Below are 23,843 nucleotides of genomic sequence, written 5' to 3'. Positions count from 1 at the left end.
TCGAACGGATGACGTTTCAAGGATACCTCCAGGAAGGAGTGAACAGATTGAGTTTCATATGGGAAAATACGCTTCTTGCGATTGTTGCATTTGCAATTTTATATTGGCTGCTTAGCCGTTATGCCTTCGGGCCTTTGTTCTCCATTATGGAAAAACGTCGTGAACTCGTGATGACGCAGATGAATGAGGCTGCACAGACTCGGGAACAGGCCATTGCCTATGTGGAGGAACAAAAACAAGCTCTTGAGCAAGCGCGTCAAGATGCTTACGACATCATTGAACAGTCCAAACAAACAGGTGGCAAACAAGCTGAATCGATTTTGGCTGATGCAAAAGCTGAAGCTAATCGTCTGAAAGACGATGCAGTACGCGAAATCGAGAGCGAGAAGAACAAAGCAGTCGCAGCACTTCGCAGCGAACTGGGTACAGCTTCCGTTCAGATTGCATCCAAGTTGATCAAAAAAGAAGTTGAGAACGGTCCTGCACAAGAAGAGCTTGTGAACCAATACCTCAATGAGGTAGGAGGCCGACAATGAGCCGCGATACGATTGTTGCCAAACGTTATGCGAAAGCATTGTTCGAAGTTGCTCTTCAGCAACAGCAGGTGCTTGAGGTTGAACAGGAACTGGTTGCAGTAGTCAGTGCATTGACCGGAGATGCAGATATCGAGAAATTTATCGTATCCCCTAATATCTCTGATGAAGCCAAGCAGAACGTGATTCACTCAAGTCTTGATGGCAAGGTATCCGATTCAGTCCTTCGTACAGTCTTGTTGTTGATTGAGCGCGGACGCGTTGAATTGCTGGGAGACTTGCTGAATGATTATCGGAAGATCCAAGGTGAGTCGTTGGGCATCGCTGATGCACGTGTCTACTCGACTTATGCGTTGAATGATGAAGAAAAAGAAGCGGTAGCCCGTGAATTTGGTGGCCGTGTGAATAAAAAGATTCGTATCGAGAACATTGTTGATCCGACTCTGCTGGGCGGATTGAAAGTCGCCATTGGCGATACGATCTATGACGGCAGCTTGGCTGGCAAGCTCGAACGTCTTGAGCAGTCTTTTAACAGACGAGTACAGTAGATTGGGGTGAGGACACTTGAGTATCAAACCAGAAGAAATCAGTACATTAATTAAGAGCCAAATCGAACAATACAAGACCGATATCGATGTAGTCGAAGTCGGAACGGTAATCGAGGTTGGTGATGGTATCGCTCGTGTTTACGGACTTGAGAACGTCATGTCCAACGAGTTGGTTGAATTCCCAAGCGGTGTTATGGGACTCGCCATGAACGTCGAAGAAAGCAATGTCGGTGTCGTTATCCTGGGACCTTACTACGATATTCGTGAAGGTGACCAAGTGAAACGTACTGGTCAAATCATGCAAGTGCCTGTAGGCGAAGCATTGATTGGACGCGTTGTGAACCCGCTCGGTATTCCGGTAGATGGCAAAGGGCCAATCGCTACAACGGAATTCCGTCCGGTTGAAGGTAAAGCACCGGGCGTAATGGATCGTAAATCGGTTCATGAGCCGATGCAAACAGGGATCAAAGCCATTGATGCCATGGTTCCAATCGGTCGTGGACAACGTGAGTTGATCATCGGTGACCGTCAAACAGGTAAAACATCCATCGCAATTGATGCGATCCTGAACCAAAAGGGTAGCGGCATGAAGTGTATCTATGTGGCTATTGGTCAGAAACAGTCTACGGTTGCTCAAGTTGTGGAAACTCTTCGTCGTAAAGGCGCAATGGAGTACACAATCGTTGTAACTGCAGCAGCTTCCGATCCATCACCACTCTTGTACATCGCACCGTATTCCGGTTGTTCGATGGGTGAGTACTTCATGTACAAAGGCGAGCACGTTCTGGTCATCTATGATGACTTGACCAAACAAGCCTCTGCATACCGTGAGCTTTCCTTGTTGCTTCGTCGTCCACCAGGCCGTGAGGCTTATCCGGGTGACGTCTTCTACCTGCACTCCCGTTTGCTGGAGCGTGCTGCGAAGCTGAATGATGAGCTTGGTGGTGGTTCTTTAACCGCACTGCCGTTCATTGAAACACAAGCTTCTGACGTATCTGCATACATCCCAACGAACGTAATCTCCATCACGGACGGACAAATATTCCTGGAAGCTGACTTGTTCAATGCTGGACAACGCCCGGCGATCAACGTAGGTATTTCCGTATCCCGTGTCGGTGGTTCTGCTCAGATCAAAGCGATGAAAAAGGTCGCAGGTTCCCTGCGTCTCGACCTCGCTCAATATCGTGAGCTTCAAGCGTTCTCCCAGTTCGGTTCCGATCTGGATAAAGCGACTCAGGCCCGCCTGAATCGTGGTGCGCGCATGATGGAAATCCTGAAGCAAGGTGTTAACCAGCCTCTGCCTGTAGAACAACAGGTTGTCAGCTTGTACACTGCGGTTAAAGGATTCCTGGATGAGATTCCAACAGGTGATGTGACTCGTTTTGAGCGTGAGTTCCTCGCGTTCATGGAGAGCAGCCATCCGGAGATTCTTGCATCCATCCGTGATACTAAAGAATTGACTGCAGACAACGAAAATGCACTGAAAGGTGCAATTGAGAAGTTCAGAAAGAGCTTTGCTGTCTCTGTCTAAATAAATGATTGCAGGTGCGGAGTTGTCTAACCGATTCCGCATGTCTGCATGTAATACGTTGACTCTGTCAAAACAGGGTTGTGCTTACGACTTAGTTTTGACAGAGTCAAAACTAGTGAATGCTTACGAAGTAACTTTGGCTCTGCCAAAGTAGGATTGTGCTTACGATGTAGTTTTGACTTTGTCAAAACTTTAAGGTGGTGAAATCATGGCAAAAGGCATGCGCGAAATTAAGCGGCAAATTAAAAGCGTACAAAGCACCAAGCAGATCACCAAAGCAATGGAGATGGTAGCTGCTGCAAAACTGCGTAAAGCGCAGGAAAAAGCGGAAGCAGCCCGTCCTTATTCGGAGAAACTGAAAGAAGTTGTAGCTAGTATTGCATCAAGCACGCAAGGTATACAGCACCCGATGCTGGAGAGCCGTCCGGTCAAAAAGACAGCTTACCTGATCATTACATCGGACCGTGGTCTTGCAGGTGGATACAATGCGAACGTTTTGCGTCAGGTTAATCAGACGCTCAAAGAGCGCCACAACTCCCAGGATGACTACGAATTGTTCGTCATTGGACGTAAGGGACGCGATTACTTCAGACGTCGTGAAATTGCGATGGCATCCACAACAACGGATCTGTCGGATTCGCCTTCATTTGCAGACATCAAATCCATCGCACACGAAGCTGTTCATGGGTTTGAACTGGCTGAATTTGATGAATTGTACATTTGTTATAACCGCTTTGTGAATGCGTTGACCCAGATTCCTACGGTAGAAAAACTTCTTCCGATGGAAACACCTGAGGTAACTGCTGCGGAAGGACCAACGGCGAGCTACGAATACGAGCCGTCTGCTGAAGCTGTACTTGAAGTTTTGCTTCCGCGTTATGCGGAAACACTGATCTATGGTGCACTTCTGAACGGTAAGGCGAGTGAGCTGGGTGCGAAAATGACGGCAATGGGTAATGCAACCAAAAATGCATCCAAACTCATTAATGACTTGTCATTGACATACAACCGTGCCCGCCAAGCGGCGATTACGCAGGAGATTACGGAAATTGTGGCAGGTGCCAACGCAGCACAAGGCTAACCGTTTTTTTATTAATGAAGGCTTGCAGAGCAAAGATAAACGAACGGTACATTATTTTTGCAAAAGTAGCAGGCTTGTAGGAGGGGAACGTTAAGATGAACAAAGGACGCGTTGTGAGCATCATGGGTCCGGTTGTTGACGTCGAGTTTGATCGCGGCGGTCTGCCGGAAATCCTCAATGCCATTACGATCACTACAGTAAGTGAGAGCGGCGTTAGTGTAAACCTTACACTCGAAGCTTCGAAACATCTGGGTGACAACCGAGTACGTTGTATTGCGATGTCCTCCACGGATGGACTTGTTCGTGGTATGGAAGCTTTAGATACAGGAGCACCAATCTCTGTACCTGTCGGTGAAGCAACACTGGGTCGTGTATTTAACGTACTCGGCGAAGCAATTGATACTGGCGGTGCTGTAGCTGCTGAACACAAGAACCCGATTCACCGTTCAGCACCTGCATTTGATGAACTGACTACCCAAGCAGAGATGCTGGAGACAGGAATCAAAGTTATCGACTTGCTTGCTCCTTACGCTAAAGGTGGTAAAATCGGTCTCTTCGGTGGTGCCGGTGTAGGTAAGACTGTAACGATTCAGGAATTGATCAACAACATCGCACAAGAGCACGGTGGTATCTCCGTATTTGCGGGTGTTGGTGAGCGTACGCGTGAAGGTAATGACTTGTATCACGAGATGAGTGATTCCGGCGTTATCAACAAAACAGCAATGGTCTTCGGACAAATGAACGAGCCTCCAGGCGCACGTCTTCGTGTTGCCCTCACAGGTCTGACGATGGCGGAATACTTCCGTGATGAAGAAGGCCGTGACGTGTTGCTCTTTATCGATAATATCTTCCGTTTCACCCAAGCGGGTTCAGAAGTATCCGCTTTGCTTGGACGTATGCCTTCTGCGGTAGGTTACCAACCTACGCTGGCAACAGAAATGGGTCAACTGCAAGAACGTATCACATCAACGAAAAAAGGTTCTGTAACATCCATCCAGGCCATCTACGTGCCTGCGGATGACTACACTGACCCGGCTCCTGCAACGACGTTTGCTCACTTGGATGCAACGACGAACCTGGAGCGTAAAATTTCGGAGATGGGTATCTACCCTGCGGTAGATCCGTTGGCTTCCAGCTCCCGGATCTTGTCCCCTGAAGTTGTAGGTGAAGAACACTACAGCGTAGCTCAAGGCGTTAAACGTATCTTGGCACGTTACAATGAATTGCAAGATATCATTGCAATCCTGGGTATGGACGAGTTAAGTGAAGAAGACAGAGCGCTTGTATACCGTGCTCGTAAAATCCAACGTTTCTTGTCCCAGCCTTTCCACGTTGCTGAAGCATTTAACGGTATTCCGGGTAAATACGTTCCGGTTAAAGAAACGGTGCGCAGCTTTAAAGAGATTCTCGAAGGTAAGTATGATGATCTTCCGGAAGCAGCTTTCCTCTTTGTTGGTACAATTGAAGAGGCAGTGGAGAAAGCCAAAACACTGGTTTAGTCTGAATCCAGGATTGTCCTTAGGTGGGCTATCCTTCGGATAGTTTCAGGAGGGATGGAATTGAGCACCTTTTTGTTGGAGATTGTAACACCCGAGCGTCTGGTCTATTCAGAACAAGTGGATAGCATTACAGCTCGTGGTATTGAAGGGGAGCTGGGCATTCTGCCTGGTCATATTCCTATGGTTACACCTTTGCAGATTGCACCAATCTATATCCATAACGGAAAAGAAAATAAACGAGTTGCTATCGGTGGCGGGTTTATCGAAGTACGTAAAGATAAGGTTGTTGTACTCGCAGAGAGTGCTGAATTCCCGGAAAACATTGATGTGGATCGTGCGCGTGCGGCGAAAGAGCGGGCAGAACGTCGGCTTGCAAGCCAAAGCAATCAGGACCACTTTGATCACCGTCGTGCAGAGATTGCACTGCAAAAAGCGGTTAACCGGATTAATGTGTTCGGCAAATAAATGATTCTTAGAAGCCCGGCGGCTTAGTCTGCTGGGCTTTTTTGAGTTCGTTTGATAGAACTGTTTTCGAAAATAGCAATATTATTAGTTTGAACCATTCAAGAAATTTTTCATTATAGAGAAGTTTATAGAAGCATTCTTAAGCAAATTAATCACCGATTATGAGGATTTGAATAGAATGTAGGACTAAAGTAGTGGGCGCATTTACCACTAAGAGAACCATTTTTTTCATAAGAGATTTAAAATTATTTCCGAGGAAATGACAGAATCGATATCGAAATAGCGCTCTTTTATGTCGTTTTAGTCACAAAATCCCGGCATTTTAAAATTAGAATATTTTAGAAGTGGAAATCAATGTAATTGACAATGTATGATGAAAGAGCCTATATTCCATAGAGTCAGCAGAAGCAGGAAGCTGCGTAGTAGATTCCATAGTCATGCACAGCCGCATTGTTGCTGCTCGGTGATTGGGCATCAGGAGATTCCTGCCTGGCAGGAATAAATCTGACAGTACGCTCAGTATGTTATGCTCAAGTCATTCCAGTATACTAACAAGTTATGGGTGCCGGGCATATGATATGCTGATCGCTGCAACAAATGTGGAGGTAAAGAATATATGGATACTGATCTGACAAATCAGGTGAATCAGGCGTTAAGTACCAATGGCTTGGTCTCAATCATCGTCTCCCTTTTATGTATTGCATTATCTTGGTGGGCTTTGACAAATCTCAAACTGGATTTAATCATCAGACAGCCACGAGGTGCTCAGGGAAGATTGTTACATTTGTTGCTCGCCATTATCTTGGGGCATGCCGTTGCTGGCTTTGTCATTGACTACTTGTCCTGGACACAAATGTTGCGTAATTTGTTTTAATGTTGAGATGGTTGGTTAATCATCTGTTAGGTTCTTCAAGCTGCTCATTGTCGAATAACATCGATTAATTGTGTTAACAATTAGAGTATGAGTTGTCGGTAAAGAAATTAAGAAAAAAGTGTGACGTAAAATTGGATGAATCTGAGATGTTTTATGTAAAAATGCTTGTATCGTATAATTCAATAATGTTATGATGGAAGTTAGGGAATTCACAATTGTTCACTTATTTTGTAGTTATAAACGGGATATCCGGTTCATGCCGGCTAATAACCATCCCACTCTGTCTGTTCTGATGCTCTGCTGGCTTGTAAGACACTAATTTTACATGCTGATTAGCAAGACGCACGGCACATGGTATCATTGATATGGATTATAAAAACCAATTCTTTTCTGAATAGACATCTGTGGCAATATGCCAGAATATGTCGAAATTCCACACACAGCAACAGTCCTTTCTACACACAGTGGGGCTTACGTATTCCGGAATGAAGAAAAGGGAATAAAAGCGCGGAGGGAACCATGATGAGCAAATTTATCGTCCGCGGTGGCAAAAGGTTGACCGGAAGTGTCAAAGTTAGCGGCGCTAAAAATTCTGTTCTTCCGATCATCGCTGCCTCTCTCTTAGGGGAAGAAGGACAAAGCGTTATTATTGACGCACCTCCTCTAGACGATGTGATGACGATTAACAAGGTGTTGGAATCGCTGGGAGCGGGAGTTACATACCGGGACGAAGTGATTACCGTAAATGCGGAGAAACTTACTTCCTGTGAAGCCCCGTATGAATGGGTAAGTAAAATGCGGGCGTCTTTCCTGGTCATGGGGCCTTTGTTGACTCGTATGGGTCATACAAGAATCTCACTTCCTGGTGGATGTGCCATCGGTACACGGCCTATTGATCAGCATTTGAAAGGTTTTGAAGCCATGGGCGCAGAGATCAGCTTGGGCCAAGGTTATATCGAAGCTCGTAGCCAAGGTCGGTTGCGTGGCGCGAAAATTTATCTGGATGTGGCTTCCGTAGGTGCCACTCAAAATATTATGATGGCTGCAACATTGGCTGAAGGTGTAACTGTTCTGGAGAACGCGGCCAAAGAACCTGAGATTGTGGATCTTGCCAACTTCCTGAATGGAATGGGCGCCATCGTACGTGGTGCCGGTACTGGAGTTATCCGCATTGAAGGTGTGGAGAAACTGACAGGCGTAACACACACGGTTATTCCGGATCGGGTAGAAGCGGGTACGTATATGGCTGCTGCTGCAATCTCTGGTGGTGACGTGTACATTGAAGGTGCAATCTCTGATCATTTGGGCTCCGTTATCGCGAAGCTTGAAGAGATGGGTGTAACGATCCAACCGGATGAGAATGGCGTGCGTGTAATTGCAGATCGTCCTCTTAAAGCTGTAGATGTGAAAACATTACCCTACCCAGGATTCCCGACAGATATGCAATCCCAGATGATGGCACTCTTGCTCGCATCTGAAGGAACAAGTGTCGTGACAGAGACTGTTTTTGAAAACCGATTCATGCATGTGGATGAATTCCAATTGATGAATGCGGAGATCAAAGTTGAAGGACGTTCGTCCATCATCACAGGTAGTGCCAAACTGAAGGGTGCCAAAGTAACGGCTACCGATTTGCGTGCGGGTGCCGCACTCATTATTGCAGGTCTTGTTGCTGAAGGTACAACGGAAGTGGGCGGTGTTCATCACATTGACCGTGGCTATGTACATCTCGCTGAGAAGCTTAACGGACTTGGCGCTGACATCTATCGGATCTCGGTTGATGAGCCTAAGCTGGAAGCAACCAAAGCACCTAGTGAAAAAGTGGAGAAAGAAGTACCGATGTTTAAGGTGCAACCCACTTTGGCTTAACACTGGATTGAATAGAAAAAATATGGTCCCCCAATTATGAGTCACACGATTGTGTGGATTATGAATGCGATGGAACGTATATTGTAAAAAATGATAAAGCTAAGCCATCCGGCTTGGCTTTTTTTGTGTTTACTTTTAAGAAGATAACGAGATATTTGATACCTGATTCTATTAATAGCTGGTCCTAACTTGTATAACATAACATCGTATTCTGTATCGATTCTGAACCAAATGAAAGAGCGTACTTTATATAGGGTGTCGGATCCAGCTAAACACCGGTATTCAGCGACAGATCAACGTTTCTGAGATGTACATAGCAAAAGAAAACAGGAAATTGAACATAACGAAAAGGGCCTCGTTTCTCTTAAATCAGGTTCTATCAGATCAAGCCAGCTCATAACCTAAACTATGGATTTGAACAACACGACCGGCACAAGACCGGCCATAGATAACGGAGGGTTATAGTCGAATGAAAGAAGCTCGTGTACAGGTAAAGGTACCCCTTGTCCCTCGTTCAGGTATGCAAGAGCCGGAGGGAAATACCGTTTCTGGAGTGGAAAAAGACAAGTCCGCCCCATTAAAACTGAGGACTGTTTCCTCACAGCCTGCAAGATTATCAACTCCAGAACGGGTGTCGACAGATGAGCTGAACCGACAGACTACCGAGCACATTCATATACCTGTTATTGAGCTGGACCAGTTCCGCCGTGTGAAGCGTCGCCGAATGCGGACATTTGGACGAAAACCCCGGTGGGGACGCAACTCGACACGTTGGCAACCTGCTGCCGCTGTATCTGCCTTATTGGCAATGGCGCTGCTGATTCCGGTCATTCTGGTATGGCCGCGGACAAGCGAGTCACCAAAACCGATCCCTGCTCCAACCGATTCCAGCAGCACAAGAACCCCAGCTCCTGCGCCAGCCGTTCCTGTTACCTACCCTGAACCCCAAGTGCGCGTATACCTGTCTGCAACGGGCACAACGATGAATCTGCCATTGGAAGACTATGTTATCGGGGTTGTCGCAGCTGAGATGCCTGCGGAATTCAGACTGGAGGCGTTAAAAGCGCAGGCGATCGCAGCTCGCACATTTATCGTGCGCAGGTTAGCTGCGAGTGATACAAGCGGTGTTCCATCAGGTGCGGCAGATGTGACGGATACGGTCAGCCATCAGGTGTTTATTCCACCAGATCAGGTTAAAGCGGATTGGACACGTCTCGGGAAGGCAAAGGAATGGGAGAAGCTGCAACAGGCTGTACGTGAAAGTCGAGATACGGTTATGACATATCAGGGCAAGGCGATCACCGCATCCTTTTTTTCCACAAGTAATGGGTATACCGAGAATGCCGAGGATGTATGGGGGAACGCCGTGCCGTATCTGCAAAGTGTAGATAGTCCGTGGGACAAAAACCTGGCACCGGGATTCAAGCAGACCGTTACCATGAAGCGTAATGAGATTCTGCAGAAGTTGAACCTGGATGCCATACCGGTTACCGCCCAGAAGGGTGGATCGTGGATGGAAGTATTGTCTACAACCAAAGGACATCGGATTAAGGAAATGCAGATCGCAGGTGAAACATTCAGCGGTCCCGAGGTTCGCAAGCTGCTTGGATTAAGATCAAGCCAGTTCAGTTGGAAGACCACAGGTGACGAGGTCCAGATTACAACGTATGGATACGGGCATGGGGTTGGCATGAGTCAATGGGGAGCAAATGGCATGGCGCAGGAGGGACACACGGCCACCCAGATTCTCAAACACTACTATACCGGCATTTCATTCGGACAGGCATCCAAGATGTTGGCATCCAAGTAGGAGAGATGAACATGGATGGCGAATTAATTTCGAATGGATACGCTAACGAATCTCAGAAGCGTGGTATCTCAGTCACATCCTATATCTTTTCGCTCTCACCGATAAATGTACTTCATAGGAGGATTGACCATCACAGCCAAACCAGCAATCCAGTCTTCTCTACCAGCCACCGATTCCGGAGCTTTCGAGATTCGGCTATATATGCGGAGAGTGCTAGCGTGTGGGGAGCGCAGGGGACAGAAAAGGCCTGTAGAAGCAAAGCGTCCGCCTTTATCACCGATTTCTCCCTTGGGAGAATATAATCAGGAAATCCGGGGGTAACAGCCGGTCGAAAGGTTTTCTGGCCACGAAGGGGCACACGAACTAATCACCCACCACCACACATATATAGCACTCTCTGAAACCTCCGTGAAAATAATTAGAGTCGCGCGTGTATAAAAGAGTTGCACCCGGTAACACTTGTTACTGAGGTGATCAAGATGAATGAACAAAACAAAAAAACAGTCCAAGAAGAAACTCCTAAAACAACTCAAGGAGTACCGGCTAGCCAGCCCTCTTCATGGAAAAGAGCAATGTCCAAACGCTGGGTCTTCCCGGCAGCCTACATCGCAGCAGCAGGCATTATACTAACCTTAGTGTGGGTCTATCAGGGCACAGGCGACAAAACGCTGAACTCGGACCCTGCTAGCGGGGTAGTAGAAACAGGCGCATCGGCGGGTACAGAAGGAACAGCAGTAGGCGGAGAAGAAGAAAGTGTGGAAGTTGTCGCAAAGTCGGAGAATTTTGTATGGCCGGTAGCGGTACCGTCCGAAATTTCGGTAGTGAAACCATTCTATGATAGCGAAGCTTCAACCGAGGAACATGAAGCGGCAATGGTGCAGTACAATGATACATTTATCCCGAACACGGGTGTGGATCTGGCACGTGGGGATAACAAAACGTTTGAAGTCAAAGCAGCGCTTGCCGGTAAAGTTACCCGGGTTGAGCAAAACCCGCTCACAGGTCAGGTTGTGGAAATTACACACAGCGATAACCTGAAGACGGTATATCAAAGCTTGGCAGACGTCAAAGTGAAACAGGACGACGAAGTGAAACAGGGAGATGCGATTGCATCCGCTGGCGTCAATGAATTGGGTAAAACGCTTGGCAACCACCTTCACTTTGAAGTATACGAGGACGGACAGCCGGTTAACCCGCAAGGATATCTTCCGGAAAAATAAATGAATTTTACCGCAGCAACATGATGGGCAGAGGGGTTGAACCTCTGCTCTTTTTGTGCTTTTCAGAAAATAATGGGACCTTCGAAGCTTGTCACACCTCTAAACCGCGAATATATAGGCATGCTCCTCATATAATGTACCAAACTATCCACACAGTAGGGAGGCGGGAGCGTGCACGATTACATCAAGGAACGGACCATCAAAATTGGTCGCTGCATTGTTGAGACGAGGAATACGGTCCGTACCATAGCCAAAGAATTCGGCGTGTCAAAGAGTACTGTGCATAAGGATCTGACGGAGCGTCTGCCGGAAATCAACCCTGATCTTGCTGACCAGGTGAAACACATCTTGGAGTATCACAAGTCCATTCGCCATTTGCGGGGCGGTGAAGCGACCAAAATTAAATACAAAAAAACGAGTGGCAAGAAACGTGAGGTGTTGGCTTCCGCCAAATCGTAAGCATCTTCACAAAGACGTAGGTCAAAAAGCTCACACATGCATTGAATCCCTCCCCTGAAGTATGATATGTTAAAAGCTGGTACAGGATCGAATTATGACATCTTATCAGCCCGATTTTTACATATATATGTTGCACTTTGTCGAACGAGCGGTGACGTGATAAGGGACTCTTTTTCACAGGATACGCTGACCAAATAATATCACTTTGGGGGCTCTTTTATGTTTAGCAAGGATATCGGTATTGATCTTGGCACGGCCAACGTGCTTATTCACGTGAAAGGAAGTGGGGTAGTCCTCGATGAACCTTCCGTCGTGACCATTGAAAGAGATACGAAGCGTGTCCTTGCTGTTGGGGAAGAAGCGCGTCGTATGGTGGGGCGTACTCCAGGTAACATTGTTGCCATTAGACCGCTGCGTGACGGCGTTATTGCGGACTTCGAGATTACAGAAGCGATGCTCAGACATTTCATTAATCGTGTGGGTGCAAGAAGCTGGTACAGCCACCCTCGAATTTTGATCTGTGCACCAACGAACATTACTTCCGTGGAGCAGAAGGCCATCCGCGAGGCGGCAGAACGCAGTGGTGCCAAAGAAGTGTTTCTGGAAGAAGAGCCGAAAGCGGCAGCGATCGGTGCGGGAATGGATATTTTTCAGCCGAGCGGCAATATGGTCGTGGATATCGGCGGCGGTACGACTGACGTTGCAGTCCTGTCTATGGGCGACGTGGTCACCGCCTCTTCTATTAAAGTCGCAGGGGACAAGTTCGACGAAGCCATTATCAAGTTTATCAAAGCCAAGTACAAGCTCATGATCGGTGAACGGACCGCTGAAGATATCAAAATTGCGATTGGTACCGTACATCCGGGTGGACATCAAACGGAGATGGACATTCGCGGACGCGATATGGTATCCGGTCTGCCTGTTACCGTAACGGTATCGGGAAATGAAGTACAGGAAGCACTTTGGGATTCCGTGCAATCCATCATCGTGGCAGCCAAATCGGTATTGGAACGTACACCGCCTGAATTGTCAGCGGACATTATCGACCGTGGTGTTGTATTGACTGGTGGAGGTGCATTGCTGAACGGACTGGACGAGCTTTTGTCCAATGAATTACATGTACCGGTATGGGTTGCGGAAGATCCAATGCATTGTGTCGTGAAGGGGACAGGCATTATGCTTAATAATTTGGATCAGGTGGTTAAGAAAAAGTTCTAATCTGCCGATATAAAAAGCAAAGGTTCGCCATGCTCGGGAAGCAGAACGGACAAGCAGCCAACCTGCAATGCAGGTCAAGCGCTTGAGGAGAGGGGTTAATTCATGTTAAGAGGTCTGTACACCGCTACTGCGGGAATGATTACGCAACAACGCCGCCATGACACAGCAACACAGAATATCGTAAATATGAACACCACGGGATACAAACAAGTGAACAGCGTAAGCCGTTCCTTCCCGGAAATGCTCATTACCTTGGTAGGCGGAGATGCAAATCTCCCGACAAAGCGGCTGGGCAAGCTGAACACGGGAGTGTTCGCGGAAGAAAGTTTGTCCATGAATTTGCAGGGGACCATTATGGAGACGGGGCAGAAGAATGATTTTTCCATTTCATCCAATATGACTGTCAACGATCCGCAGACTGGACAACCTGTCCCGTTTGACGCATCAGGCAAATTTGTACGGGCCGATGGCACAGTGACTTACCAGCCTCAGGCGTATTTTACAGTTCAGGATGCAGAGGGTAACACCGGATATACACGTGATGGTCACTTCGAGATTACAGGAACGGGACAATTGTTGAGTTCGACAGGTTCACAAGTGTTGGATAATAATGGACAACCAATCGTATTGACAGGTTCCGTAGAGCAATTTAAAGTGGATGAGCAAGGCCGTTTGGTGGATGCAGCAACGGGTGCACCGACAGGGGTTACTCTCGGCATTAGTGTCATTGACCAGCCGAATCAACTGGTTCGTCAAGGTGATGGCAATTTCAGTCTCAGCGATGAAAATGGCGCAACTGCCCGGATGATGGCTGCAGGAGATAATGTGCAGATCCGTCAGGGTTACCTGGAAGGCTCGAATGTGGATGCTTCACAGGCCACCGTCGATATGAACGCCGCGTTCCGCGCGTATGAAGCGAACCAAAAGGTTGTACAATTCTACGACCGCAGTCTGGATAAAGCCGTCAATGAAGTCGGGCGTGTATAACGCCGACGTTTAAATATAACCGCACAGCGGGAGGGTAACCACCGATGAATAATTCCATGATTAGTGCCAAAGTTTCCATGACTGCGATACAGCAACGTCTGGATGTCATTGCCGATAATATTGCCAACGTGAATACGGCAGGCTATAAGAGCAAACAAGCGGCCTTCGAGGATGTGCTTACCCGTGTTCAACAACAACCGGACAAGTACAAACTGGATGGACGCTCCACACCGATGGGATATAACCTCGGTTTTGGTGCTCGTTTGGCAGATGTGACGAAGGATATGTCTCAAGGCCCCTTGAACGAGACAGGTCTTCCGACCGACCTGGCTATTGAGGGAAATGCGATGTTTGCGGTTGAAGCAAATGGGGAGAAAATGTGGACACGTCAGGGTGCATTTCATTTTGTACCAGATACAAGACCAAAAGCTAATCCAAATGCACCAGATATGATGGTGATGGTCAATGGCGAAGGCCACTTTGCCCTGGATCGTCTAGGGAATCGTATAACGGCACCGAATAATAGCAAGGTTGCTTTTGATGAAAATGGCAATCTGTTAATTCGACGCGGTAATGAGGCGAGCGCCACTATTGGAGCACAACTGCAAGTGGTAGATATTGAACGGCCTGAAGGGCTGGTACAATATGCGGACAACCTGTTTGGTCTGGGCGCGGGATTAACCGAGGATGATGTGTTTGGTGCTAATGCAGCTACACGTCAAGCGGCTGCCTTGATCCGTCCAGGATATCTGGAGCAATCCAATGTGGATATGACACAGGAGATGTCTTTGCTTATGCAAGGACAGCGGACATATCAGCTGGCGGCAAAGGCGCTAACTTCAAGTGATTCCATGTTGGGTCTTGCCAACAATATGAGAGCATAAAAGGTGAATGTGATGACAGAAACACAGCAGCAGAACAGTAAGCCAGAGAAAAAGGAAGTCAAGAAGAAGAAGAGTGGATGGCGCATCGCAAGATGGTTCCTGGTCCCGGTCCTGCTTGTTCTTGCCCTCGCTGGTGGAATGGTAGCTGGATATGTGGTACTGGGCAAACAGGATATCGGTTCCGTATGGCAATGGAGTACATGGGAACATGTATATAATCTGGTGTTCGCTCCATAATGTAACGAGTTAAGCGAAAACTCCTGCGCAGGCAGGAGTTTTCTTTTTGACGTTGAAAACAGTATAATGATGGATGACGTTTGACGTCACAAAAGAGGCCTCCCCTGCGAAAGACATTCGTCATCGCGAAGAGAGACCCCTTATCTTAACCTTCAATACTGCAGTCATGAAGGATATAACTAGTGTTAACCGAAAATATGCTTTCCATACAAACTTTTAAAATTAAAAACCATTTATATGGGCTTTTGACTTTGTCATGTTGAGAATGATCTTGCAGCTCCGAAGTGAGTCGAGGGGACGGAATCGTTCAGAAGAAGCGAAGCGCTTGCCTTTGTGGCCGAATTTTAGACCTCTATAAGGTTGATCAAAAAAATTCGGAGACAACAGCGATCAGAGGGACGATCCGTAACCGTAACGACCATCGTAGAGCTAAGAGTCGATCCATGATGAAGAACGCTCGTATAAACATCCCGAGAGGAGATTACACTGTGCTCGATATCAAACAGATTCAAGAAATCATCCCGCACCGTCCCCCGTTTTTGCTGGTGGACAGAATTTTGGAGATGGAAGATGGCAAACGTGCTGTTGGTTTGAAAAATGTAACGATTAATGAACCATTCTTTATCGGTCATTTCCCTGAGTATCCGGTAATGCCGGGTGTTTTGATCACCGAAGCATTGGCTCAGGTTGGTGCTGCGGCTATGTTGAACCTGGAAGCGAACAAAGGCAAAATCGGCTTTTTGGCGGGACTGGACAACTTCCGATTCCGTGGACAAGTTGTGCCTGGAGATACGTTGATCCTGGAAGTGGAGATTACACGCCTGAAGGGTTCGATTGGTAAAGGTAAAGCAACCGCCCGTGTGGACGACAAAGTAGTCGCTGAAGGCGAGATTATGTTTGCACTGTCTGACCCAAGCTGATTACCATACGTGAGCATTTACATCATGCAGGGACGTAGAGGGACCGAATGATGCAAGATGCTGAAGTAACTCAGCACACCTGAATTTATATAGACGGAAGGGGTTTATCGGAATGGAACAGTTAAGCACAGCAGCAGCAGAGACGTTGCAGCAATGGTTGGAGGATGCTTCGATTGATGAAGCAACGAAACAGGAGCTTCGTGACTTGCAGGATCAGCCGAAAGAGTTGGAGGAACGTTTTTACAGAAACCTGGAGTTTGGTACAGGGGGATTGCGCGGGGTCATTGGTGCGGGAAGCAACCGGATGAACCGTTACACCGTAGGTCGGGCAACGCAAGGATTTGCGCGTTATTTGCTTGAGCAGCATGGTGACCAAGAAGGTAAACCTTCTGTTGTCATAGCTCATGATTCCCGTCATTTCTCACCTGAATTCACACTGGATGCTGCGCTTGTACTGGCTGGAAACGGCATTGTAGCCAAGCTGTTCCCATCCCTGCGTTCAACTCCTGAGTTGTCATTCGCGGTTCGTCATCAGAAGGCAACTGGCGGAATCGTTGTAACAGCGAGTCATAACCCACCGGAATACAACGGATACAAAGTATACAATCATGAGGGCGGTCAATTAGTACCGGATGAAGCGGAAAAAGTCATTCAGTACATCCAGGAGGTGCCTTCTCTTGCTGACGTGAAGAAGCTGACACAAGAAGAAGCAGAAGCACAAGAGCTCCTGATCTGGCTGGGTGAAGACCAAGATCAAGCGTTTGTGGATACTGTAGCAAGCCGCAGTCTGAGTCGCGAACTGATCCAATCCGGCGTAGGTCGTGATTTCAAAATCGTCTACACACCGCTGCACGGAACAGGAAACATCCCTGTACGTCGTGTACTGGAGCAGATTGGATTCGAGCAGGTGCACATTGTAGCTGAACAAGAACAGCCGGATGCTGAGTTTTCTACCGTGAAATCGCCTAACCCGGAAGAACGCGAAGCGTTTACGCTTGCGATGAAGCTGGGAGAATCCGTGGGCGCTGACATTCTGATCGGTACAGATCCGGATGCAGACCGTATGGGTGCTGTCGTGAAAGACAACGATGGCAAATATTTCGTCTTGTCTGGTAACCAGTCTGGTGCCATTATGGTACATTACCTGCTCAGTCGCCTCCAAGAGACTGGAACGCTGCCAAGCAACGGTGCAGTTGTCAAAACGATCGTAACCAGTGAGATGGGTGCTGTTATTGCTGAACATTACGGTGCAGAAGTGATGAACACCCTGACAGGCTTCAAATATATTGGTGAAAAAATGAACCAGTTCGAAGCAACAGGCAGTCATACATTCTTGTTCGGATATGAAGAGAGTTATGGCTACCTTTCAGGCAACTATGCCCGTGACAAGGATGCTGTCCTTGCCTCGATGCTGATTGCTGAAGCTGCTGCTTATTATAAGAGTCAAGGTAAGACCCTCTATGATGTCTTGCAAGAACTGTACAACCAATTCGGATATTTCCTGGAGAAGCTGGAGTCCCGTACGCTGAAAGGCAAAGACGGCGTAGCTCAGATTCAAGCCAAAATGACGGACTGGCGTTCCAATCCACCACAAGAAGTAGCGGGAATTGCGGTACAAGATGTACTGGACTACTCCCTTGGTCTGGACGGTCTTCCGAAGGAAAACGTACTGAAGTTCATTTTGGCAGACGGTTCATGGTTCTGCTTGCGCCCTTCAGGAACAGAGCCAAAGATCAAAGTATACTTCGCCGTACGTGGAGAGAACTTGGAAGATGCGGAAAGCCGGATCGAGCGTCTGGTGACTACCGTGATGTCACGTGTAGACGCACAATAATACGAATGCAACAATGAGCAAGAACATGAGAAGGCCTCTCCGCACCGTAAGGTTGGTTGGCGGAGGGGTTTTTCTTTGAAATAATATACAGATGGATCTATATAAATTGAACTGAACAGTTACACGAGAACGTAAAATCGGAAGGTTGTTCTGTCATCGAAGTGGCAAGTGTAATTATTGCTTTAGTTCAATCTATATGGCATATAACAGGGCTTGTTGACACAAGCTGTTTGTAACCTATTGTATAAATGTTAAATGAACGAATTACTTGAGCTGAACGTGCATTTGGTTCCAACACTTGAGGAGGTACATGTAGTGCGTCAAAAATGGCTTTATTGGAATAACGCTTCTCGGAAGTGGTTGTGGCTCGTCGTTATTATCGGTCTGGTTGCGTCCATCCCTGTCATCAGTGATCGGGTGCAGACAGAATCTTCTGCCAAAAAGGTAGAGCTTGTCTTCAACTATCGGGGTCTGTTGGATATCTCCGCGTATCAGGCACATCCGCAAGATTTCATGAATGAACAATTGACTCGTCTAAAAGACGCAGGCGTAACAACGATGGCTGTGTTCGAAAGTACATTGGACGAGCTGAGAAAGACACGCCGACTGATGGTGTACAATGGCCAGGATCTCGCGAACCTGACCAAAGATGTGATTCCTTCTAACGCAAATTACACGTATGTGTTATTTACATCGGAGGAAAATGCACTGACGTATACCCCTATTATTGAACGAACGTTCGCTGATCGGCAGATTCCGGTAGTACCATGGGAATATGAAGGTCGTAGCGGCTTAATATTGCAGACTCCTCCGGAGAATGCCAACATGCAGCCTTTGCAGCCCGATCCGGTTGCCGTGAAGATGCTGCGTGATAAAGGTTTTTACATTTTGCCGCGGATCTCGGACAGTGTGCCATACAGCCAGGAATCGATGGAGCGCTTGCTTACCTTCTTCGAAGAGAATGGCGTAAAGCGCATCTTGTTTGATGGTGATGCTGTGAAAGGGTACAATGATAATGCAGAGATGAAAAGTCTCGACCAATTTGCACAGTTGCTGAACAAGCACAATATTGGTCTAGCAGCCATCGAGAACTTGAAGAAACCGCAGTCTGGATTCCAGACCCTTGCTTATAAAACGGATTACAACGTTACGCGTCTATACTCACTTAGTGATGGAGATGCCAATCTGGATGTGGACACGATTGCTGACCGTTTTGTTCTCGCAACCAAGGATCGCAACATTCGTATGCTCTATATGAATGCATCGCCAAGCCGGAATACAGCAAAGGCTATGATTACAGATCCAATTGAGAATCTGATCAACAGCCTGGGTGAACCTGGTCATGCGGTAGAACGTATGGCGAAGCACGGATTCGAGCTAGGACAAGCTGAAGCATTCACAGTTAAGGATTCGTCGATTCAGCGTTATGCCAAACTGGTTGCTCTCGTTGGTGCGATTGCCATGATTGCACTTATGGTTTCTTATTTCATCCCACTGCTGACCTTGATCACATTTGTGGTTGCTCTGGTGGGCAGTGCAGGATTGTTCCTTTTGAAACCAACGCTGCTGGAGCAAGGAATTGCCTTGCTTGTGGCCATAGCGGCGCCGACCATAGCGATGGTGCTGGCTGTTCGTACCGTGAACTATCAGCAACAGCGTCAACCCGACGCATCTGCGGGTCAGCGTTTGAAGCAGACTGTAATTTTATATGTAAGAACGTCAATTATTTCGTTCCTGGCAGTACCTTTTGTCATCGCGTTGCTTAACAGTATTACGTACAGTCTGGTGATTAACCAGTTCCGCGGCGTAAGTCTATTGCACTTTGCACCTATGGCACTGGTAGCGATCTATATTGTGTTTTATCGTGGTTCGGGTTCATTCTCTATTCAGAAAATTAAAGAAATGCTTCGTATGCCAATTAATGTTTTGATGGTTGTTTTGGCACTTGTTGCTGCCGTTGTTGGATACTATTACTTGAGCCGTACAGGCAACTCGGGTTCAGTAACACCATTTGAGATGTTCCTTCGTACCACGTTGGAAGATACGTTCGGTGTACGTCCGAGATTCAAAGAATTTATGCTGGGACACCCGCTGTTTATCGTTGGCGTGTTCGCCGCTTTAAAATATCGTAAAGTCATCTTTGTGCTCATTATTGCAGCAATTGGACAATTGTCCATGGTGGATACGTTCGCGCATATTCATACGCCGGCTGTATTGTCACTCATTCGTGGAGTGATGGGATTGGGACTTGGCTTAATCTTCGGTATCATTGCTGTGGGTGTGTGGCAAGTAGCGGAAGGATGTTGGAAAAAATGGTCACCACTTCTCAAAAGTTAGTCATCTCAGGGTATTACGGATTCCGCAATAGCGGAGACGAAGCGGTGCTAAAGTCGATTTTGACAGCGCTGGAAGAGGAAAGCCAAAGATCGAACATAACGATTGAACCTATTGTTCTCTCGGGTGATCCCGAGTCGACAACCGCCATGTACGGTGTGCGTTCCGTGCATCGTATGAAATTGAAGGAAGTCCGTGAAGCACTTAAGGAGAGCGACGGGTTAATTAGTGGCGGAGGAAGTCTATTGCAGGATGCAACTGGACTGAAATCCATTCCTTATTATCTGGGTGTAATCAAGCTGGCCCAGTGGCTGAAAAAACCAACGTTTATCTATGCACAGGGGATTGGTCCTGTGAATCGTAAAATTTTTAATCCAATGATCAAATCGGTCTTCAAGGCCTGCACCTATGTGTCCGTTCGGGATGAACAATCTGCAGACTATCTACGTGGGCTCGGGCTACAGTGGAATCAGATCCACGTAGTACCTGACCCGGTAATGGGTTTGCCATTACCAGAAGCAAAAGTTGAGAGTGGCGCAGGTGCAGTCTCAACCAATGGAGCTACCCAAGCTAACCAAGTGGAAACTTCATCTGGAGCACACACCAAGCTTCCTGTGATTGGCATATCGGTACGTTTTTGGGAGTCAGACCGGAAGGAACTTACGGCTATTGCCGCCGGATTGAAAAAGCTGTGCTCCAAAAGAGCGGTGCACTTGCGTTTTCTGCCATTTCATTTACCGGTTGATGAACAGGCATCACGATTCCTTATGGAAATGCTCGGTGATGTGACCAATAAAGGCAGTGAGATTAGCATCACACAGGATCTGACTGACCCCCAGCTTATGCTGGAGGAAGTCAGCAAGTGTGATCTCGTGATTGGTATGCGTCTGCACAGTCTGATCTATGCAGCTTCGCAATATGTGCCTCCAGTGGGTATCTCGTATGATCCGAAAATCGATCAATTCCTGCTTCGTCTGGACAGTGAACCAGCAGGCAATACGGATACACTCGATGGCGACAAACTCGCCAAGACTGTCGTTGGACTGTTGGATCAACGTTCACAGTGGCTGAAGGAACATGAAGAAGGTATCACCCAACTGAAGCAGGAAGCCAGAGTACCTGCACAGCAGATAATTAACTATTTAGGCCGCAAAGGATGAGATAAAGATGAGTCAGACCGGATCAATACCTACCGTTTCGATTTACGGCATTCCTTTTTCCAAACTGACAATGAAAGAAACGGTAAAGGTTCTCCAGGAAGCTGTGCTGTCCAAGCAACCACATCAAGTCATTACCGCCAATCCGATTATGGTTATGGCTGCGTTGGAAGATCCCGCAATTATGGAAGTCATGCAAACTGCGGAATTGATTGTTCCTGATGGAACAGGGGTTGTATGGGCGGCGAACTATTGTGGAGATCCAGTAGCTGAGCGAGTGCCGGGATTTGAGCTTTTACATGAATTGCTGCGTGTTGGAGAAAACTATCGATGGGGCGTATATTTACTCGGTTCCACCCCTGAGGTGATTCAAGAAACGGCAGTTCGGTTACAACAGCAATATCCGGCGATTCGAATTGTGGGTTATCGCGACGGTTATTTTGGTCCGGCTGAGGATGAACAGGTCATCGCTTCCATTCGTGAAGCTTCACCTGATCTGTTGTTTGTAGCACGTGGGGCCGATACACAGGAGCCTTGGATTCACAAACACAAAGATGCATTGCAGGTTCCTGTAACCATGGGCGTTGGCGGCAGCTTTGATGTGATTTCGGGTAAAACGAAACGTGCGCCTATGCTGTTCCAAAAATTAAGACTGGAGTGGTTCTATCGCTTATTGCGTGAACCAAGCCGGGCTGGTCGGATGCTTGCGCTTCCGAAATTCGCTGTTAAGGTAATGCGTGACAAAGAAAACGTGACGAAAGTCCGTTAAAAACAGGTAATTAAGAGATAAATGCTTGTTTATGCTAGAAATTGAGGATAGCTTTTCGGGTGGGATCGGCGTATAATTCATTCCGGATTACATGTGTGCCACTCCACGAAAACAGAAGCGTTACACTTGGCACTACGATTGCAAGGCAACCTGTCGATCGCCGTTATCCCCAGATTTCCTTTTGTCCTTTTCCAAAGGATGAAATCCGGTGATAAATGCGAACGTTACACTTCTCTAGGTTTTCCTTGCACTCTCCGTTATCGTGTAACAAAAATTTTTCCTCAAAAGTGACTAACAAAACATTTTTATATATAAAAAGAGATCAGGGGATTTATAATTTCGTACAGGTATTATAATTGGGGGTCGAATGTTCAAATGGTAGCGATCTTTATCATTGGATTTATCGTGTCAATGGGACTGGCTCTTGCCCTGACACCGCTTGTCAAAAAGTTCGCAGTCCGCATTGGCGCAATGGATACGCCGAATGCACGTAAAGTACACACACGGATCATGCCACGTCTTGGTGGTCTGGGGATATTCCTGGCCTTTATTATTACAGTTGCTGCATTGCTTCCGTTTGTATCGGCATGGTTTACCACTCGGGACATGAGTTTTGTCAGCGCGTTTCTGATTGGTGGAACCATTATTGTGCTGATCGGCTCACTCGATGATCGGTTTGAACTGTCGGCCAAAGTGAAGTTGCTTGGTCAGATCGTGGCTGCTTCTGTCGTTGTATTCGGATTTAATATCCGGGTAGATTTCGTTAACATTCCTTTTCAGGATTCCTATTCTTCACTCGAAGCTTGGGTATCCATTCCGCTGACGATCTTATGGATCGTTGGTGTAACGAATGCAATTAACCTGATTGATGGTCTGGATGGTCTGGCTGCCGGTGTATCTGGTATTGCCATTGGTACCATTGCCGTGATGTCCTTCCTGATGGGTAACATGATGATCGCCTTGATGTGTCTTGTATTGCTGGGTAGTATTATCGGATTCCTGTTCTTCAACTTCCACCCGGCCAAGATCTTCATGGGGGATACCGGATCACTATTCCTTGGTTTCTCTCTGGCGATGCTGTCCATGCTCGGATTCAAACAAATCGCTGTCGTGTCCTTCATTACACCGCTGATCATCATCGGTGTGCCGCTCTCGGATACCTTCTTCGCGATCATTCGTCGTGCGGTACAGCGGAAGCCGATCTTCTCACCGGATAAAGGTCACCTGCATCACTGCTTGCGTGAACTTGGATTCAGTCACCGTCAGACGGTACTGATCATTTATGGAATTGCCGCATTCTTCGGAGTTCTGGCAATTATCCAATCTTCTGCTGCCATGTTTGAAGCGAACTGGGTAACGTTTGTGGTAATCTGTATCATGATGTTCTTCCTCCAAGTGGGAGCAGAAGTCATCGGACTTGTTAGCAAAACGAGAAGACCGGTTATTAACTTCCTGATGCGCATGCGCGTCAAGTTGAATCCGGAGACCCGCTCGAAATCATAAATAGATAAATGTAATGGTTATAGCTATTCTTGAATATTATTCCAGACCCAACCTTATCCCTCGTGGATAAGGTTTTTTGTTTATTTTGAGATTTTTACTAAATAATTGGAA

Annotated in this window: 21 protein-coding genes; all 21 read left to right on the top strand. The window is 47.2% G+C overall.

The annotated features are described in order from the left end of the window. The first annotated feature begins 47 nt into the window (after nucleotides 1–47). The gene (atpF, locus tag ABTV53_RS25815) at nucleotides 48–536 is read left to right on the top strand and encodes a F0F1 ATP synthase subunit B (RefSeq protein ID WP_036612568.1); all 489 of its coding nucleotides are present in this window, start codon (nucleotides 48–50) and stop codon (nucleotides 534–536) included. Next, entirely contained in the window at nucleotides 533–1,081 is a 549-nt protein-coding gene (locus ABTV53_RS25810) for a F0F1 ATP synthase subunit delta (RefSeq protein WP_036612565.1), read from the top strand. Before atpF ends, ABTV53_RS25810 begins: the two co-directional genes overlap by 4 nt. A gap of 16 nt (nucleotides 1,082–1,097) precedes the next feature. Beyond that, entirely contained in the window at nucleotides 1,098–2,612 is a 1,515-nt protein-coding gene (gene atpA / locus ABTV53_RS25805) for a F0F1 ATP synthase subunit alpha (RefSeq protein WP_047840700.1), read from the top strand. A 208-nt stretch (nucleotides 2,613–2,820) separates the two neighbouring features. After that, nucleotides 2,821–3,693, top strand: a complete 873-nt coding sequence (gene atpG, locus ABTV53_RS25800; protein WP_036612560.1) for an ATP synthase F1 subunit gamma — start codon at nucleotides 2,821–2,823, stop codon at nucleotides 3,691–3,693. 95 nt (nucleotides 3,694–3,788) lie between these two features. Further along, nucleotides 3,789–5,192, top strand: coding sequence for a F0F1 ATP synthase subunit beta (gene atpD / locus ABTV53_RS25795; RefSeq protein WP_047840699.1), 1,404 nt, complete (start codon nucleotides 3,789–3,791; stop codon nucleotides 5,190–5,192). Nucleotides 5,193–5,252: 60 nt separating this feature from the next. Beyond that, the gene (locus ABTV53_RS25790) at nucleotides 5,253–5,657 is read left to right on the top strand and encodes a F0F1 ATP synthase subunit epsilon (RefSeq protein ID WP_215077371.1); all 405 of its coding nucleotides are present in this window, start codon (nucleotides 5,253–5,255) and stop codon (nucleotides 5,655–5,657) included. 616 nt (nucleotides 5,658–6,273) lie between these two features. Further along, nucleotides 6,274–6,531: a DUF1146 family protein gene (locus tag ABTV53_RS25785; RefSeq protein ID WP_017691941.1), complete on the top strand. Its 258-nt coding sequence runs from the start codon at nucleotides 6,274–6,276 to the stop codon at nucleotides 6,529–6,531. A 522-nt stretch (nucleotides 6,532–7,053) separates the two neighbouring features. Next, nucleotides 7,054–8,400, top strand: a complete 1,347-nt coding sequence (gene murA, locus ABTV53_RS25780) for a UDP-N-acetylglucosamine 1-carboxyvinyltransferase (RefSeq protein WP_433754344.1) — start codon at nucleotides 7,054–7,056, stop codon at nucleotides 8,398–8,400. A 469-nt stretch (nucleotides 8,401–8,869) separates the two neighbouring features. Then, nucleotides 8,870–10,210, top strand: a complete 1,341-nt coding sequence (gene spoIID / locus ABTV53_RS25775; protein ID WP_433747879.1) for a stage II sporulation protein D — start codon at nucleotides 8,870–8,872, stop codon at nucleotides 10,208–10,210. A 479-nt stretch (nucleotides 10,211–10,689) separates the two neighbouring features. Then, the gene (locus ABTV53_RS25770; protein WP_145149371.1) at nucleotides 10,690–11,430 is read left to right on the top strand and encodes a M23 family metallopeptidase; all 741 of its coding nucleotides are present in this window, start codon (nucleotides 10,690–10,692) and stop codon (nucleotides 11,428–11,430) included. A 171-nt stretch (nucleotides 11,431–11,601) separates the two neighbouring features. Continuing rightward, complete coding sequence (spoIIID, locus tag ABTV53_RS25765) at nucleotides 11,602–11,889, top strand: sporulation transcriptional regulator SpoIIID (RefSeq protein WP_024632710.1); 288 nt, start codon at nucleotides 11,602–11,604, stop codon at nucleotides 11,887–11,889. A gap of 219 nt (nucleotides 11,890–12,108) precedes the next feature. Then, nucleotides 12,109–13,107, top strand: a complete 999-nt coding sequence (locus ABTV53_RS25760) for a rod shape-determining protein (RefSeq protein WP_133386096.1) — start codon at nucleotides 12,109–12,111, stop codon at nucleotides 13,105–13,107. A gap of 102 nt (nucleotides 13,108–13,209) precedes the next feature. Next, complete coding sequence (locus ABTV53_RS25755; protein WP_433747875.1) at nucleotides 13,210–14,094, top strand: flagellar hook-basal body protein; 885 nt, start codon at nucleotides 13,210–13,212, stop codon at nucleotides 14,092–14,094. A gap of 44 nt (nucleotides 14,095–14,138) precedes the next feature. Further along, nucleotides 14,139–14,978, top strand: coding sequence for a flagellar hook-basal body protein (locus ABTV53_RS25750; protein WP_433747873.1), 840 nt, complete (start codon nucleotides 14,139–14,141; stop codon nucleotides 14,976–14,978). Nucleotides 14,979–14,990: 12 nt separating this feature from the next. After that, a complete protein-coding gene (locus tag ABTV53_RS25745; RefSeq protein WP_017691949.1) occupies nucleotides 14,991–15,215 on the top strand; it encodes a DNA-directed RNA polymerase subunit beta in 225 nt (74 codons plus the stop codon). Between the two features lie 488 nt (nucleotides 15,216–15,703). Then, entirely contained in the window at nucleotides 15,704–16,135 is a 432-nt protein-coding gene (fabZ, locus tag ABTV53_RS25740; protein ID WP_105406857.1) for a 3-hydroxyacyl-ACP dehydratase FabZ, read from the top strand. A 112-nt stretch (nucleotides 16,136–16,247) separates the two neighbouring features. After that, on the top strand, nucleotides 16,248–17,969 hold the full coding sequence (locus ABTV53_RS25735; protein ID WP_433747871.1) for a phospho-sugar mutase: 1,722 nt from the start codon (nucleotides 16,248–16,250) through the stop codon (nucleotides 17,967–17,969). A gap of 315 nt (nucleotides 17,970–18,284) precedes the next feature. Then, on the top strand, nucleotides 18,285–20,306 hold the full coding sequence (locus tag ABTV53_RS25730; RefSeq protein ID WP_433747869.1) for a DUF5693 family protein: 2,022 nt from the start codon (nucleotides 18,285–18,287) through the stop codon (nucleotides 20,304–20,306). Further along, the gene (gene csaB / locus ABTV53_RS25725; protein WP_433747866.1) at nucleotides 20,282–21,463 is read left to right on the top strand and encodes a polysaccharide pyruvyl transferase CsaB; all 1,182 of its coding nucleotides are present in this window, start codon (nucleotides 20,282–20,284) and stop codon (nucleotides 21,461–21,463) included. The genes ABTV53_RS25730 and csaB overlap by 25 nt, the downstream gene beginning before the upstream one ends. Nucleotides 21,464–21,470: 7 nt before the next feature. After that, on the top strand, nucleotides 21,471–22,229 hold the full coding sequence (locus ABTV53_RS25720; RefSeq protein ID WP_433747864.1) for a WecB/TagA/CpsF family glycosyltransferase: 759 nt from the start codon (nucleotides 21,471–21,473) through the stop codon (nucleotides 22,227–22,229). A gap of 375 nt (nucleotides 22,230–22,604) precedes the next feature. Then, nucleotides 22,605–23,732 carry a glycosyltransferase family 4 protein gene (locus tag ABTV53_RS25715; protein WP_433747861.1) on the top strand — a complete coding sequence of 376 codons (1,128 nt, stop codon included), beginning with the start codon at nucleotides 22,605–22,607 and terminating at the stop codon, nucleotides 23,730–23,732. Nucleotides 23,733–23,843 lie beyond the last annotated feature (111 nt).

Source organism: Paenibacillus amylolyticus, assembly GCF_050990605.1.
GTDB lineage: Bacteria > Bacillota > Bacilli > Paenibacillales > Paenibacillaceae > Paenibacillus > Paenibacillus amylolyticus_H.
This window is presented reverse-complemented; position numbering and strand designations above follow the sequence as displayed.

Bases quoted from the DNA above. Each gene is read 5' to 3' on its own strand.
- ABTV53_RS25810 (WP_036612565.1), top strand. From the start codon at position 533: ATGAGCCGCGATACGATTGTTGCCAAACGTTATGCGAAAGCATTGTTC.
- atpG (WP_036612560.1), top strand. From the start codon at position 2,821: ATGGCAAAAGGCATGCGCGAAATTAAGCGGCAAATTAAAAGCGTACAA.
- atpD (WP_047840699.1), top strand. From the start codon at position 3,789: ATGAACAAAGGACGCGTTGTGAGCATCATGGGTCCGGTTGTTGACGTC.
- ABTV53_RS25785 (WP_017691941.1), top strand. From the start codon at position 6,274: ATGGATACTGATCTGACAAATCAGGTGAATCAGGCGTTAAGTACCAAT.
- murA (WP_433754344.1), top strand. From the start codon at position 7,054: ATGAGCAAATTTATCGTCCGCGGTGGCAAAAGGTTGACCGGAAGTGTC.
- spoIID (WP_433747879.1), top strand. From the start codon at position 8,870: ATGAAAGAAGCTCGTGTACAGGTAAAGGTACCCCTTGTCCCTCGTTCA.
- ABTV53_RS25770 (WP_145149371.1), top strand. From the start codon at position 10,690: ATGAATGAACAAAACAAAAAAACAGTCCAAGAAGAAACTCCTAAAACA.
- ABTV53_RS25760 (WP_133386096.1), top strand. From the start codon at position 12,109: ATGTTTAGCAAGGATATCGGTATTGATCTTGGCACGGCCAACGTGCTT.
- ABTV53_RS25755 (WP_433747875.1), top strand. From the start codon at position 13,210: ATGTTAAGAGGTCTGTACACCGCTACTGCGGGAATGATTACGCAACAA.
- ABTV53_RS25750 (WP_433747873.1), top strand. From the start codon at position 14,139: ATGAATAATTCCATGATTAGTGCCAAAGTTTCCATGACTGCGATACAG.
- ABTV53_RS25745 (WP_017691949.1), top strand. From the start codon at position 14,991: ATGACAGAAACACAGCAGCAGAACAGTAAGCCAGAGAAAAAGGAAGTC.
- ABTV53_RS25735 (WP_433747871.1), top strand. From the start codon at position 16,248: ATGGAACAGTTAAGCACAGCAGCAGCAGAGACGTTGCAGCAATGGTTG.
- csaB (WP_433747866.1), top strand. From the start codon at position 20,282: ATGGTCACCACTTCTCAAAAGTTAGTCATCTCAGGGTATTACGGATTC.
- ABTV53_RS25720 (WP_433747864.1), top strand. From the start codon at position 21,471: ATGAGTCAGACCGGATCAATACCTACCGTTTCGATTTACGGCATTCCT.
- ABTV53_RS25715 (WP_433747861.1), top strand. From the start codon at position 22,605: ATGGTAGCGATCTTTATCATTGGATTTATCGTGTCAATGGGACTGGCT.